Raw genomic sequence first — 14,200 nt, 5'->3', positions numbered from 1 at the left:
CGCGTCGACGACGAGCACGTTGTGTTGCTCCAGGCCGCGCAACGCGATGCCGGTGGATTCGTCGTATCCGGACACGTCGATGTCGTGACCGTTGAGCGTGGCACCGCGTACCGTCTCGGCGGCGAGGTCGATGTACGTGTCGGCGCCCGGAAGCGCGTCGAACACGACCGTGGTCGTGGACCGGAACGTGCGGGTGGCCGGGGGACCCCCAACATCCGAGCCGTCGGTGACATCGAGCTGGATCTGGTAGCTGTCGACGGTGATCAGGGCCGCGCGTTCGACGGCCTGGTCCCGGGTGAGATTAGGAAGGGCCACGCGTCCAACTTACGTGTCCGGATACGACGAATCCACCGGCATCGCGTTGCGCGGCCTGGAGCAACACAACGTGCTCGTCGTCGACGCGGACTGCCGCTACTCGAACACCGGTGAGGGGTTGCACCGCTTCGTCGACCCGGTCGACAACGAGACGTATCTGTACTCGCAATTCGAAACCGCCGACGCCAAGCGCATGTTCGCCTGCTTCGACCAACCCGACCTCAAGGCGACGTTCGACCTGCGGGTGACGGCGCCCGGGCACTGGAAGGTGGTGTCGAACGGCGCCACGGTGTCGATCGAGGACGGGGTGCACACCTTCGCCACGACCCCGCGGATGAGCACCTATCTGGTGGCGCTGATCGCCGGCCCCTACGCCGAGTGGAAAGACACCTACACCGACGAGCATGGGGAGATCCCGCTGGGGATCTTCTGCCGGGAATCCCTGGCGCGCCACATGGACGCCGAGCGGCTGTTCACTCAGACCAAACAGGGATTCGGCTTCTACCACAAGAACTTTGGGCTCCCGTACGCATTCGGCAAGTACGATCAGCTGTTCGTCCCCGAATTCAACGCCGGCGCAATGGAAAACGCGGGTGCGGTGACCTTCCTGGAGGACTACGTCTTTCGCAGCAAGGTCACCCGCGCCTCCTACGAGCGGCGCGCCGAAACCGTGCTGCACGAGATGGCGCACATGTGGTTCGGGGACCTGGTCACCATGTCCTGGTGGGACGACCTGTGGCTCAACGAGTCGTTCGCCACCTTCGCCTCGGTGCTGTGCCAGGCGGAGGCCACCGAATTCACCGAGGCCTGGACGACGTTCGCCACGGTCGAGAAGTCGTGGGCGTACCGCCAGGACCAACTGCCGTCGACGCATCCCATCGCCGCCGACATCCCCGACCTCGCCGCGGTGGAGGTGAACTTCGATGGCATCACCTACGCAAAGGGCGCCTCGGTCCTCAAGCAGCTGGTCGCCTACGTCGGGCTGGAGCAATTCCTGGCCGGTCTGCGCGACTACTTCCGCGCCCACGCGTTCGGCAACGCCACCTTCGACGACCTGGTCACCGCGCTGGAGAAGGCGTCGGGCCGAGACCTGTCGGACTGGGGCCGGCAATGGTTGAAGACGACCGGGCTGAACACGCTGCGCGCCGACTTCGACACCGACGCCGACGGGAGGTTCACCCGATTCGCGGTGACGCAGAGCGGTGCCGCGCCCGGGGCAGGCGAGACCCGGGTGCACCGGCTGGCGATCGGCATCTACGACGACGACGGCGCCGGCAAACTGGTGCGGGTGCGGCGGGAAGAGCTCGATGTCGAGGGCCCTGTCACGGAAGTCCCTGCGCTGGTAGGTCTTTCGCGCGGCGAGCTGGTGCTGGTCAACGACGATGACCTGACCTACTGCTCCCTGCGGCTCGATCAGGAGTCGCTGCAGACCGCGTTGCGGCGCATCGCCGACATCGCCGAGCCGCTGCCGCGCTCCCTGGTGTGGTCGGCGGCGTGGGAGATGACCCGCGAGGCCGAAATGCGGGCGCGCGACTTCGTGGCCCTGGTCTCGACCGGGGTGCACGCCGAAACCGAGGTCGGGGTGGCGCAGCGGCTGCTGCTGCAGGCGCAGACGGCGCTGGCTTCCTACGCCGAGCCGGGCTGGGCGCACGAGCAGGGCTGGCCGCAGTTCGCCGACCGGTTGCTGGAGCTGGCGCGCGCGGCGGAGCCCGGCTCCGATCACCAGCTCGCGTTCGTCAACAGCCTGTGCTCGTCGGTGTTGTCGACCCGGCACGTCGTGACGCTGGCGGACCTGCTCGACCACGACCCGGCCGAGCTGGGGCTGGCCGGTCTCGAGATCGACACCGATCTCCGGTGGCGCATCGTGACCGCGCTCGCCGGCGCGGGCGAGATCGACGCCGACGGGCCCGGCACGCCCTTCATCGACGCGGAGGTGCAGCGCGACCCGACCGCCGCCGGCAAGCGGCACGGTGCGCAGGCGGCGACGGCTCGGCCGCAACGGCAGGTCAAGGAGGAGGCCTGGACCACGGTGATCGAGGACGACACCCTGGCCAACATCACGGCCCGGTCCATCATCGCGGGCTTCGCCCCGCCCGGGCAGCACGCCTTGCTCGACCCCTTCACCGACCGCTATTTCGCAGCGATACCGGGCGTGTGGGCACGGCGGTCCAGCGAGGTCGCGCAGACCGTGGTGATCGGGCTGTACCCGCACTGGAACATCAGCGAGGCCGGTATCGCGGCCGCCGACAGGTTCCTTTCCGACCCCGAGGTGCCGCCGGCTCTACGACGGCTGGTGCTGGAGGGCCAGGCCGGCGTGAAGCGGGCCCTGCGGGCCCGCGGGTTCGACGCGGCCTGATAACGCCTGACGCGAGCGCGCGTGTTTGTACGGCGACACGCCGCGCTCGGCGTGCATTTGCGCACCCTCGCGCGGTGGGCGGGCAGTTAGGCCGGGGCGATTCCCGCGCTGAGGACGCGGATCGCGCTGACCAGCCCGTCGACCAGGTCGCCCCGCTGAAACGCCGACGACGCGGCGGCGACCCCGAGCGGCGCGGACGACTCGGCGCCACGACCGCGGACCTGGGAGCCGTAGACCACCTCGATGACCTTCTGGTCGGGTGAGACCGCCAGCAGCACCGCGTTGTCCGGCGTCGGGACCTTGGCCAGGATCTCGCGGGCCCGCGCGGCGGTGTCGTTGCCCAGGTCGCCGAGGTAGATGGCGAACCTCGCCTTCGATGCCCGCGAACCGAACTTCAGCGCGTCATCGATGGCGACCAGGTCCTTGATCGGGAACGGGTAATGGACGGACAGCTCGCCCGGCTCCGTCACCCCGGAGATCCGCCCGCTGGTGGTGATCACCCACCCGTTCGGCAGCTCGCCGGGCTCGATCGTCGCTACGTCACCACGTGCCACTGGCGCCACCTCCAACTGCGAATTCGTGTGTGTCGTGCCCGCCGTGCGCGTGACCGACGTCTTCGTCCGCGGCCGCCCACAGGATCGGCGGGTGGGTCCACTTCTCGCCCAGCTTGTAGCTCGCCGGGTGCGGTCCCTTGCGGGCCACGGTCAGCAACGCCAGCACTGCGACCAGCAGCAACGGTATCCCGATGAAGTACAGGTGAATCTGCAAAAGGCTCACGGCGAAAACCGTAACCCACGCGGTGATCCCTCGGCACACTCGGACACGAGATGTCGTGCGATCCGGGCGCTACGCCGCGCCCTCGCCGAGGTAGCGCGCCCACGCCGGGTCGAGCTCCTTGACCGTCGACAACAGTCGCCAGTGCTGGCCCGTCGGCGGCAGCGGCGTCCGGCGCAGCACCCAGCCGAGCTCGGTGAGCAGCTTGTCGCCCTTGCGGTGGTTGCACGTCGAACAGCAGGCGACGCAATTCTCCCAGGAGTGGTCGCCGCCGCGACTGCGTGGCACCACGTGGTCGACGGTGTCGGCCTTGGCCCCGCAGTAGGCGCAGGAGAACCGGTCCCGATGCATCAGCGCGGCCCGCGTCATCGGCACCCGGGCCCGGTACGGAACGCGGACGTAGGACCGCAGCTGAATCACCGAGGGCACCAGGATCGAGCTGGTGGCCGAGTGGATCACCGGTCCGCTTGGGTCGTGATGCACCACGTCGGCCTTGCCGCAGATCACCATCACGATCGCCCGCCGCATCGGCAGCGCGGTCAGCGGCTCGTAGGTCGAATTCAGCAGCAACACCCGCCGGCGACTCCACAGGGAAGCGGTGTCCTGGCGGGTGGGGGGATGGGTGTCGACGCTATGCAGGCATGACGCGGTTGGGGGCCCGGTTAACCCTGCCGCGGCACCGGAACTGCGGTGGCTGCGGCGTCTCTTGCCCTGCGCCATAGATCCTCCGCGGATAGTCCACCATGATTCGTCGCCAATCGCACCCCTATTGCAGGTGAACGGCATGTCGCCCGGGTGAACACCGGGAGCGCCCGCGGCCCGCCTCGGCCGGACGCCGCCGCCATGGACCACAATGGAGGTGATGGATTCCGAGCCCCAGTCCTTCTATGACGCCGTCGGCGGTGCCGAGACCTTCCACGCGATTGTGTCCCGCTTCTACGCCCAGGTCGCCGAGGACGAGATCCTGCGCCAGCTGTACCCCGAGGACGACCTGGCGGGCGCCGAAGAACGGTTACGCATGTTCCTCGAGCAGTACTGGGGCGGCCCGCGCACCTACTCAGACCGCCGGGGCCATCCCCGGCTGCGGATGCGGCACGTCCCGTTCCGGATCACGCCTATCGAGCGGGACGCCTGGCTGCGCTGCATGCACACCGCCGTCGCCTCGATCGATTCGCAGACCCTCGACGACGAGCACCGGCGCCAGCTGCTCGATTACCTCGAGATGGCGGCCAACTCGCTGGTCAATTCGCCCTTCTGATACCCAACCGAACGGAGCAGGATGAGCCCCGGAGCATGGTGGTCGAACGCGGTGTTCTATCAGGTCTATCCCCGGTCGTTCGCCGACAGCGACGGCGACGGCGTGGGCGACATCGACGGGTTACTGGCCCATCTGGATCACCTCGAGCGGCTCGGGGTGGACGCGATCTGGCTCAACCCGGTCACCGTCTCACCGATGGCCGACCACGGCTACGACGTCGCCGACCCCCGCGACATCGATCCACTGTTCGGGGGGATGGCGGCCATTGAGCGCCTGATCCCCGCGGCGCACAAGCGGGGCATCAAGATCACCATGGACGTGGTGCCCAACCACACCAGCTCGGCGCACCCGTGGTTTCAGGCCGCGCTGGCCGCGGGGCCGGGCACCGAGGCGCGGGAGCGCTACTACTTCCGCGACGGTCAGGGTCCGGATGGGGAGCTGCCGCCGAACAACTGGACGTCGGTATTCGGTGGGTCCGCCTGGACGCGGGTGGTGGAGCCGGACGGCAATCCGGGCCAGTACTACCTCCACCTCTTCGACACCGAGCAGCCGGACCTGAACTGGGAACACCCGGACGTCTTCGACGATTTCGAGAAGACGCTGCGGTTCTGGCTGGAGCGCGGCGTGGACGGCTTCCGCATCGACGTCGCACACGGCATGGCCAAGCCGGCTGACCTGCCCGACGCGAAGGACGACGTCAAGGTGCTCAGTCACAGCGACGACGACCCGCGCTTCAATCATCCGAGCGTGCACGAGATCCACCGCGGGATCCGCAAGATCGTCGACGACTATCCCGACGCGGTGACCATTGGGGAGGTGTGGGTGCTCGACAACCTCCTGTGGGCCGAGTATTTGCGGCCCGACGAACTGCACCTCGGTTTCAACTTCCGGCTCACCAAGATCGACTTCGACGCCGACCAGATCCGCCATGCGATAGAGAATTCGATGGAGGCCATCGCGATCGAAAACGCCATCCCCACCTGGACCCTGTCCAACCACGACGTGGGGCGGGAGGTCACCCGTTACGGGGGCGGCGAGGTCGGGCTGAACCGGGCGAAGGCGATGGCGATGGTGATGCTCGCCCTGCCGGGCGCGGTGTTCGTCTACAACGGCGAGGAGCTGGGGCTGCCGGACGTCGAGCTGCCCGACGAAGTGCTGCAGGACCCGACGTGGGAACGCTCCGGGCATACCGAGCGCGGCCGCGACAAGTGCCGCGTTCCGATCCCGTGGTCGGGCGACGCTCCCCCGTTCGGGTTCTCCAGCTCCCCCGACACGTGGTTACCGATGCCGCAGGAGTGGGCGTCCCTGACCGTCGAGCGCCAGATCGCAGACCCCGAATCGACGTTCTCGTTCTTCCGGCACGTCATCAAATTACGCAAGGAACGCGCCGAACTCGAGGGCGACGAGATCGACTGGTTGGACGCGCCACCGGATGCGCTGATCTTCCGGCGCCGCGGCGGCGGGGCGGTGTGCGCGGTGAACGCCGGCCGCCGACCGATCCCACTGCCGCCGGGAGAGCTCATCATGGCCAGCGCCCCGCTGGTCGACGGCGAACTCGCGCCGGACGCCGCGGCGTGGCTGGCCTGAACGGCGAACCCAAAGCTGCGGCAGTCCAGCCGTTTTCACATTGGGGTTGGCCAACCGCCGGGGCGCCTCCAAAGTGGAGATACCCGGTGGGGGTACTCTCGTGCCATGACCGAGATCGAACCGCCGATTCCGGGTCCTAGGCCGACACCGTGCGAGCCCACCGGCGAAAGGCGGGTTGGTGGATAACACGTTGCGATGGCTGGTGACGGCACTCTTCGCCGTGAGCTTCGCAGCCTACGGATATTTCCTTGTCGCTCAACGCCGCTGCTGGACCAGCATCGTGAGCCAGCTGCTGCATCTGGCGATGTCGGCGGTGATGATCCTGATGGCGTGGGGTGTGGGCATGAGCATCCCGACCATGGTTGCCGCGACGTGCTTCCTGCTCGGCGGCGCCTGGTTCGTCGGCATCGCCGGCCACACGCCCTGGGCCGCCGACGGCAGGCTGACCAACTATTACTACGCCCTGATGATGGTGGCGATGGCCTGGATGTACGGGGCGATGAAGGGCAGCTTGCCGGGACGCGCCGGGCATCCGGACGACCTTGCGATGGGCATGTCGGCGCACAGCGCCGCCTCGGGGATGCAGCACGCGACGCACGACATGTCCCAGGCCACGCCGGACTGGGTCAACATGGTGAACGGGATCGCGGCCCTGGGGTTCGGCGCGGTGGCGATTTTCTGGGCGTACCGCTGGGTGGCGCAGCGCTGGACGAAACTGATGCCGCGCACCGTTAAACTCAGCTACGCGCAAATCGTGACCCAGACGGTCACCGCCGCAGGTACGGCGCTGATGTTCGCCGACATCGTGTGATCCGATCCCGCCCTTCCGGCTCGGCACGTGGCCTGCCGCTCCTCTATACCTAGTACATGGCGACGTACGCGTGGACGGTGATCGGGGCGGGACCCGCGGGCATCGCGGCGGTGGGAAGGCTGCTCGATCAGGGCATACCGCCCGACAAGATCGCCTGGGTGGATCCCGCCTTCGCCGCAGGAGACCTGGGCGGTAAGTGGAGGTCGGTGTCCAGCAACACGATCGCCGGGACGTTTATGAGCTTCTTGAATGGCTCTGCGGCCTTTGGGTTCTCACATGCTCCGCCTTCGCCGCTGGCCGAAGTCGACCCCGAGGAGACCTGCGCCCTTGCCCTGGTCGCCGACCCGTTGGTATGGGTGACCGAGCAGTTGCGCCAGCGGGTGCACGTATTCGAGACGACGGCCACCACACTGACCCTGGCGCAACGGCGGTGGCGGATCGAAACACGGGATAGGGAATTGGCGTCGGAAAACGTGATTCTCGCGGTCGGCGCGGTACCCAGGAGGCTCGACTACCCCATCGAGGAGATTCCGGTCGAGGTCGCCCTCGATGCCGACAAGCTCGCCGAGGTGCCGCTGGAAGGGGCGACGGTTGCGGTCTTCGGCTCGTCGCACTCGTCGATGATCGCGTTGCCGCACCTCCTGCGGTGTCCGGTCGCCAAGGTGATCAACATCTACCGCAGCCCGCTCAAATACGCGGTCTACCTGGATGATTGGATCCTGTTCGACGACACCGGCCTCAAGGGGCGGGCCGCGGTGTGGGCTCGCGAGAACATCGACGGGGTGTGGCCGGATCGGCTGGAGAGGTGCCTGGTGTCGAGCCCGGAGTTCGACGAGAAGGTCGCCGAGTGTGATCGCGTCGTCTACACCGTCGGTTTCGAGCCGCGGAAGCTGCCCGAGACGCCCCACTGGGGCCGGCTGGGCTACAACCGGATGAACGGAATCATTGCCCCCGGCCTGTTCGGGTTGGGCATCGCCTTCCCCGAGTACGCCGAAGACCCCTACGGCTACGGGCAATACCGCGTGGGCCTGAAAAAGTTCATGGATTACCTCGACTCGGTTCTCCCGCTGTGGATGGTCTACGGCACGTGACCCGAGGTGATCGCTGCTCGACACCTCAGCGCAGCAGCAGCGCCGGGTCGCCGCGGCGCCGGTACACCGAGCCGAACCGCGCGTCGATGCGCAGCCAGGTAGGCAGGATCCGGACCCGGATCATCTCATCGGCGCCTACGGCGTCCGGAGACTGCGGCAGGAAACCCATTGCGGTCAAGGCGAACACACACCGCATGGGCAGCCCGACGCTGGCGTCGGGCGCACTCACCTGAACGACCTCCTGGTCGAGCAGCGACACCGGCGGGCCATGAGAACTGCCGTGTTCCTTGGCAAGTCGCGCGCCGCGCTGCGCCAGATCCAGCATCACCCGGGCGGGGATGTCCTCGAGGTGGCTGAAGCCGGTGTCCGGGGGCAACGCCCCCCGCCACGCGGAGTCCATCGCGAACCCGGGGTCGACGTAGCCGGAGTCATCCATCGCGGTCAGGCCGCGCGCCAGGGCGTCGGCGCCCACGGACAGGTCGTCGGGCCGCACCTGGCCGCCCACTACACGGCTGGCCAGCACGTCGAAACCGGTTGCCACCCAGGCCGTCAGGAGCCCTGTGGATCGGTTGCGGAGGCGGATGACCGCGGCGTCGTCGAGTCGCAACGCGTGATCGACGAACGCGCCCAGATCCCTGCGCTGGGCGGCCCGGTCCTGTGGACCCAGCCAAAGTCCGCGGTCAACTACCGGATCCACCGCTGCAGATACTCCCGATGGTGTGGGGAGAGCCGCACCAGCCGCTCCTCCTCGATATGGACGGCGGCCAGTTGCGACTCGGCGATGACGGCGGGCTTGGATTCCGGATCCGCGGACACCGAGCGCACCTCGTAGCCCAGCGTGAAGTCCACCGCCCGCAACCGCTTGGTCCACATCGTCACCTGCAGCGGCGAATCGACCAGCCGCAGTTGGCCTTTGTAGGTCACCTTGACTTCGGCGATCAGCAACCCGATGGTCAAGATGTCGACCTCGAACGCTTCACGCAGGAACTGGACCCGGGCCTCCTCCAGGATCGTGACCATCGTGGCGTGGTTGACGTGCTGGTACATGTCGATGTCCGACCAGCGCACCGGTACGGGGGCGACGAAGCCGACGCTCAACTCGATGAACCTCTTCCGCTGGTGCGGGTCATGCGCCGGATCTGACGCGCGGCCACCGAAAGCGTCGCGAGATCCTTCTCCCCGCTTTCCTGGATTTCGATGAGGGTACGGCGGGCCCGCTCCACCCGCGACGCGGACAGGTGTTCCCACTCGGCGATCTTCTCCTCGCCGCTTTCGTTCGGCTCCCCCACCGCGAGCACGTCGAAGCACAACGACCGCAGCGATGCGTAGATGTCATCGCGAATCGCCAAGCGCGCCAAGGAATGCCAGCGGTCGTTGCGGGGCAGTTCGGATACCGCCGTCAGCAGGCCGTCGGTGCCAAGCCGGTCCATCAGGGCAAAGTAGGTGTCCGCGACCTCGGCGGCGTCGATGTCGTTGATGTCGCCGATGTCGATGATGTCGAGCAGGCTGAAGCGGTACAGGCCGGCGGCGATCATGTACGCCAGGTCCTCGGGTGTTCCCTGCGACGCGAACTCGGCGGCTTCCTTTTCGACGATCGCCTTGTCGTCGCCGCGCAGCCACTCCGACATCCGAGGGGTCAGGTCTTTGACCTTCGCGGCGAACCGGTTGATCTCGGCGCCGACGGCCAGCGGCTGTGGACGGTAGTTGAGCAGCCAGCGGCCGGCGCGATCGATGAGCCGCCGGGTATCCAGCGTCAAGCGGTCGGACAAGGCGACCGGGAGATTGGCCGCGCGGGTGCGCCGCCAGATCTGGCCCACGTCGAAGATGGCGTCGGTGGCCACGTACGTCCGCACCGCGTCCACCGGCCCGACGCCGACGTCCTCGGTGATTCGGAAGGCGTAGCTGATGCCGGCGGTGTCGACCAGGTCGTTGATCAGCATGGTGGTGACGATCTCGCGGCGCAGCTGGTGGGTGCGGATCTCCGGGGTGAACCGTTCCCGCAACGGCGTCGGGAAGTACAGGGGCAGCCGGGAGGCGAACACGTCCTGCTCGGTCAGTTCGGTGTTCAGCATCTCTTCTTTGAGCCCGAGTTTGACGTGCGCCATCAGGGTGCACAGCTCGGGCGAGGTGAGGCCGATGCCGGCCTCGCATCGGCGGTCGATCTCCTTCTCCGACGGCAGCGCCTCCAGTTCGCGGTTGAGCCCCCGGTGGTCGACCAGGTACTGAATCTGCCTGCCGTGCACCGGCAGCAGGCTGGCCGCGTTGGCGCGGCTGGTGCCGATCAGGTCGTTCTGATCCTCGTTGTCGGTGAGCACCAGCTGCGCGACCTCGTCGGTCATCGACTCCAGCAGCTCTTTGCGCTCGTCGGGATCGACCCTGCCGGCGGTCACCAGCGAGTCGATCAGGATCTTGATGTTGACCTCGTGGTCCGAGCAGTCCACGCCGGCGGAATTGTCCATGGCGTCGGTGTTGATGCGCCCGCCCGAAAGGTCGAACTCGACCCGGCCCAGGGCGGTCACCCCCAGGTTGCCACCTTCACCGATCACCTTGGCGCGCACCTGGCTTGCGTTGACCCGCACCGGATCGTTGGCGCGATCACCGACGTCGGCGTCGGACTCGGATTCGGCCTTGATGTAGGTGCCGATGCCGCCGTTGAACAACAGGTCGACCGGTGCCTGCAGGATCGCCTTGATCAGGTTGGGCGGCGTCATCTCGGTGACGTCGCCGTCGATGCCCAGCGCCTCGCGCACCTGCGGGCTGACGGGGATGGATTTGTGCTCGCGGCTGTACACCCCACCGCCCTCGCTGATCAACGACTTGTCGTAGTCGTCCCAGCTGGAGCGCGGCAGGTCGAACATGCGCCGGCGTTGTTCCCACGAGGCGGCGGGGTCGGGGTCGGGGTCGAGGAAGACATGCCGGTGGTCGAAGGCGGCGATCAACTTGATGTGTCGGGACAGCAGCATGCCGTTGCCGAACACGTCGCCGCTCATGTCGCCGATGCCCACCACCGTGAAGTCCTCGGTCTGGGTGTCGACGCCCATCTCCCGGAAGTGGCGTTTGACGGCCTCCCACGCGCCCTTCGCGGTGATGCCCATGGCCTTGTGGTCGTAGCCCACCGATCCGCCGGAGGCGAAGGCGTCCCCCAGCCAGAATCCGTAGGACTTGGCGACGTCGTTGGCGATGTCGGAGAAGGTGGCGGTGCCCTTGTCCGCGGCCACCACCAGATACGCGTCGTCGCCGTCGCGCCGGATCACTTCGGGCGGCGGGCTCACCTTCTTCGTTTTGTGATCGACGTTGTCGGTGACGTCGAGCAACCCGGAGATGAACAGCTGATAGCAGGCGATGCCTTCGGCGCGGGCGGCCTCGCGGTCCTCCGCCTGATCGCCGGTCGCCATCGGCGGCCGCTTGACGACGAAGCCGCCCTTGGCCCCGACCGGCACGATGACGGCGTTCTTCACCGCCTGCGCCTTGACCAGGCCGAGGATCTCGGTGCGGAAATCGTCGCGCCGGTCCGACCAGCGCAGCCCGCCCCGCGCCACCGGGCCGAAGCGCAGGTGCACGCCCTCGATGCGGGGCGAATAGACGAAGATCTCGTATTTGGGGCGCGGCAGCGGCAACTCGTCGATGAGCTGGGCATCGAGCTTGAGGGCCAGCACGTTTCGGGCGCGGGCCGAGCCCTCTCGCGTGACGAAGTAGTTGGTGCGCAACGTCGCCTGTACCAGCGAGGCGAACGCCCGCAAGATGCGGTCGGTGTCCAGGCTCATCAACGCGTCGATGTCGGCGGCGACCGCGGCCGCCGCCGCCTGGGCGTCGCGGTTCGCCGACGCCCCGGACGGGCGGGGATCGAAGAGCGCCTCGAACAGGACGACCAGCGATCGCGCGGTGGAGGGGTGCTCGTTGAGCACCGACTCGATGTAGGACTGACTGTACGGAAAGCCCGCCTGCCGTAGGTATTTCGCGTAGGCGCGCAGCAGCACGACTTGCTGCCAGCTCAGCCGCGCGCGCATGACGAGCTCGTTGAACCGGTCGATCTCGACGCGGCCCTGCCAGATCGCGGTGACCGCATCGGCGAATCGTTGCGCGGTCGCCTCCCGCTCGGCCGTCGTCGTCGCGGGCGCGATGGTCGGGTGCGTGGAGATCTTGAACTGATAGATCCACACCGGCAGCCCGTCCTGGCGGGTCACCGTGAAGGGCCGCTCCTCGAGCACCACCACGCCCATGCTCTGCAGCATGGGCAGCAGCTGGCTCAGCGATGCGGTGCGCCCGCCGAGGAACCAGGTCAGCTGGGCGGCACCCTCCTCGCCCCGTTCGGAGAACACCAGCTTGACCGAGTTGTCTTGCAGCTCTTTGATGATCGCGATGTGCTCGATCGCATCGGCGGGGGTGACCGCCTGTTTGTAGACCTCGGGGAAGGCGGTCGCGTAGTGCTCGGCGTCGTCATGCTCGACGGAACCGTCCGCGGCCGCGGCGATCAACCGGTCCGTCCAGGTGCGGGCGGCCTCGCTCAGCAGGCCCTGGATGCGGACCCGGTTGTCCTCGGAGACGTCGACCTGCGGTGCATCTTCGGGTAGCCGGACCATGAAATGCATGAGGGCCCAGGGTGATTCGCTCACCCGTGCGGTGAATTCCAGCCGCGTGCCGCCGAATTCGCGGACCAGGATGTCCTCGATCTGCAGCCGCACCTGCGTGGTGTAGCGGTCGCGGGGCAGGTAGACCAGGCACGAGACGAAGTATTGGAGCCGGTCGGCCCGCAAGAACAACAGCGCCCGCCGCTGGGACCCCAGGTCCACCACCGCTTTGGCCATCGCCAACAGCCGCTCGGCGCTCAGCGTGAACAGTTCCGAGCGCGGGACGGTCTGGATGACGTCGAGCAGCAGTTGGCCGGGGTGGATCGGGTCGCTGTCGGCCAGGGCGAGCGCCTGGCGCACCCGCGTGGAGACCGTCGGGATCTCCAGGACGTCCGCGTTCATCGCGGCGACGGTGAACAGCCCGACGAAGCGGTGCTCGACGACGCCGTCGTCGCCGCCGAGGTTCTCCCGAACCGCGATGGCGTACGGGTACGCGCCGTAGCGCAGGTAGCTGCCGACAACCGATTGGGCCAGTACCAGCAAGGTGTCGTCGTCGGTCAACCGGGGCCGGGAACCGGTGCGAGTGCGCAGGACGCCCAGGCCCGGTGACCCGTCACCGGAGACCAGGCCCCCGTGCACGCGGCAGCGTTGGTAGCCGAGCAGCAGGAAGTTACCGTTGCCCAGCCAACGCAGGAGCGCCGCGACGTCCTCGCGGTCGGGGGCCGAGAAGTGGCCCTGCGCGTTGCCTTCGACCTCCGCGGCCAGCCCGCTCAGGGCGTCGATCAACGCGCCCGCGTCGCTGGCGACCTGCTGCACGTCGGACAGGACCTTGGGCAGCAGCCGTTCGACTTCGGCAAGGCCCTTGCTGTCGACCGACGGCAATAGTTGCACGTGTATCCACGCCTCGCCCACGTATTGCGGGGCGCCGGGGGGTTTCGCGTCGACGCTGACCAGCTCGCCAGTCGGTTTGCGGTGCACCTCGAAGACCGGGGTCATGATGGCCGCGTAGGGCACGCCCAGCCGGTGCAGCAGCACCGTGACGGAGTCCATCAGCATGCCGCCGTGGTCGGTGACGACTTGCAGGGCGGGCCCGAATCCGGCCGGGTGATCCGGCGGGTAGACCGCGACCCGGCTCTCACCGGAGGGGCGGTGCCGGCCGAGCTGATAGTGCGCGCCGAGCATGCCGGGAGTCACGATGGCGGTGGGGACCGTCAGGTCGATCGGACCGGATTCCGCCGCCCCGGGGTCGTCGCCCTGCGGACCGCGATAGCTCTCGATGTAGGCCCGCGCGATCCAGTCCGGTATGTCCTGCTGCTGGGTGAAGGCGGTCCACGGCTCGAGGGCCTGCTTCGCTCCGGGATCGATCGTCATGCCGATGGCTCCCAACTCATACACATGCCACTGTGCTCAACCGCCCACTCTGCCCGCAACGGGGGCGCC

10 protein-coding genes and 2 pseudogenes are annotated in these 14,200 nt (G+C 67.8%); 5 read left to right on the top strand and 7 right to left on the bottom strand.

Annotated features, from left to right (window positions below; translation table 11 throughout):
* Nucleotides 1–315 (bottom strand): annotated as a pseudogene (locus A9X04_RS15660) (aminopeptidase N); the annotation flags it as partial.
* 13 nt (nucleotides 316–328) lie between these two features.
* Here A9X04_RS15660 and pepN point away from each other — a divergent pair.
* Nucleotides 329–2,671 (top strand): annotated as a pseudogene (pepN, locus tag A9X04_RS15655) (aminopeptidase N); the annotation flags it as partial.
* Between the two features lie 86 nt (nucleotides 2,672–2,757).
* Here the strand turns inward: pepN and A9X04_RS15650 are convergent.
* The 3 genes from A9X04_RS15650 to A9X04_RS15640 form a co-directional block, all read right to left on the bottom strand.
* Complete coding sequence (locus A9X04_RS15650; protein WP_067921988.1) at nucleotides 2,758–3,225, bottom strand: DUF5130 domain-containing protein; 468 nt, start codon at nucleotides 3,223–3,225, stop codon at nucleotides 2,758–2,760.
* A complete protein-coding gene (locus tag A9X04_RS15645) occupies nucleotides 3,212–3,439 on the bottom strand; it encodes a hypothetical protein (protein ID WP_067921996.1) in 228 nt (75 codons plus the stop codon). Before A9X04_RS15645 ends, A9X04_RS15650 begins: the two co-directional genes overlap by 14 nt.
* A 78-nt stretch (nucleotides 3,440–3,517) precedes the next feature.
* On the bottom strand, nucleotides 3,518–4,165 hold the full coding sequence (locus A9X04_RS15640) for an HNH endonuclease (protein WP_067921986.1): 648 nt from the start codon (nucleotides 4,163–4,165) through the stop codon (nucleotides 3,518–3,520).
* Between the two features lie 142 nt (nucleotides 4,166–4,307).
* Here A9X04_RS15640 and A9X04_RS15635 point away from each other — a divergent pair, with 142 nt between their 5' ends.
* From A9X04_RS15635 to A9X04_RS15620, 4 genes are all read left to right on the top strand, one after another.
* Nucleotides 4,308–4,703 (top strand): globin, encoded by a 396-nt coding sequence (locus A9X04_RS15635; protein WP_067921993.1) that lies wholly within the window; start codon nucleotides 4,308–4,310, stop codon nucleotides 4,701–4,703.
* 21 nt (nucleotides 4,704–4,724) lie between these two features.
* The gene (locus tag A9X04_RS15630) at nucleotides 4,725–6,290 is read left to right on the top strand and encodes a glycoside hydrolase family 13 protein (protein WP_067921983.1); all 1,566 of its coding nucleotides are present in this window, start codon (nucleotides 4,725–4,727) and stop codon (nucleotides 6,288–6,290) included.
* Nucleotides 6,291–6,468: 178 nt separating this feature from the next.
* Entirely contained in the window at nucleotides 6,469–7,101 is a 633-nt protein-coding gene (locus A9X04_RS15625; RefSeq protein ID WP_082975021.1) for a DUF5134 domain-containing protein, read from the top strand.
* 56 nt (nucleotides 7,102–7,157) lie between these two features.
* The gene (locus A9X04_RS15620; RefSeq protein WP_197509179.1) at nucleotides 7,158–8,192 is read left to right on the top strand and encodes an FAD/NAD(P)-binding protein; all 1,035 of its coding nucleotides are present in this window, start codon (nucleotides 7,158–7,160) and stop codon (nucleotides 8,190–8,192) included.
* Between the two features lie 25 nt (nucleotides 8,193–8,217).
* Here the strand turns inward: A9X04_RS15620 and A9X04_RS15615 are convergent, their stop codons facing one another.
* Genes A9X04_RS15615 through A9X04_RS15605 form a run of 3 tightly spaced genes read right to left on the bottom strand, consistent with a single transcriptional unit; the run spans nucleotide 8,218 to nucleotide 14,131 of the window.
* Nucleotides 8,218–8,889 carry a hypothetical protein gene (locus tag A9X04_RS15615; RefSeq protein WP_067921976.1) on the bottom strand — a complete coding sequence of 224 codons (672 nt, stop codon included), beginning with the start codon at nucleotides 8,887–8,889 and terminating at the stop codon, nucleotides 8,218–8,220.
* A complete protein-coding gene (locus A9X04_RS15610; RefSeq protein WP_055400158.1) occupies nucleotides 8,877–9,290 on the bottom strand; it encodes a thioesterase family protein in 414 nt (137 codons plus the stop codon). The genes A9X04_RS15615 and A9X04_RS15610 overlap by 13 nt, the downstream gene beginning before the upstream one ends.
* Complete coding sequence (locus A9X04_RS15605) at nucleotides 9,287–14,131, bottom strand: NAD-glutamate dehydrogenase (RefSeq protein WP_067921973.1); 4,845 nt, start codon at nucleotides 14,129–14,131, stop codon at nucleotides 9,287–9,289. Before A9X04_RS15605 ends, A9X04_RS15610 begins: the two co-directional genes overlap by 4 nt.
* Nucleotides 14,132–14,200: the final 69 nt, after the last annotated feature.

Source organism: Mycobacterium sp. E3247, from assembly GCF_001667785.1.
GTDB lineage: Bacteria > Actinomycetota > Actinomycetes > Mycobacteriales > Mycobacteriaceae > Mycobacterium.
Note: the sequence above shows the minus strand (reverse complement) of the source record. Positions and strands in the feature narration are given on the sequence as shown.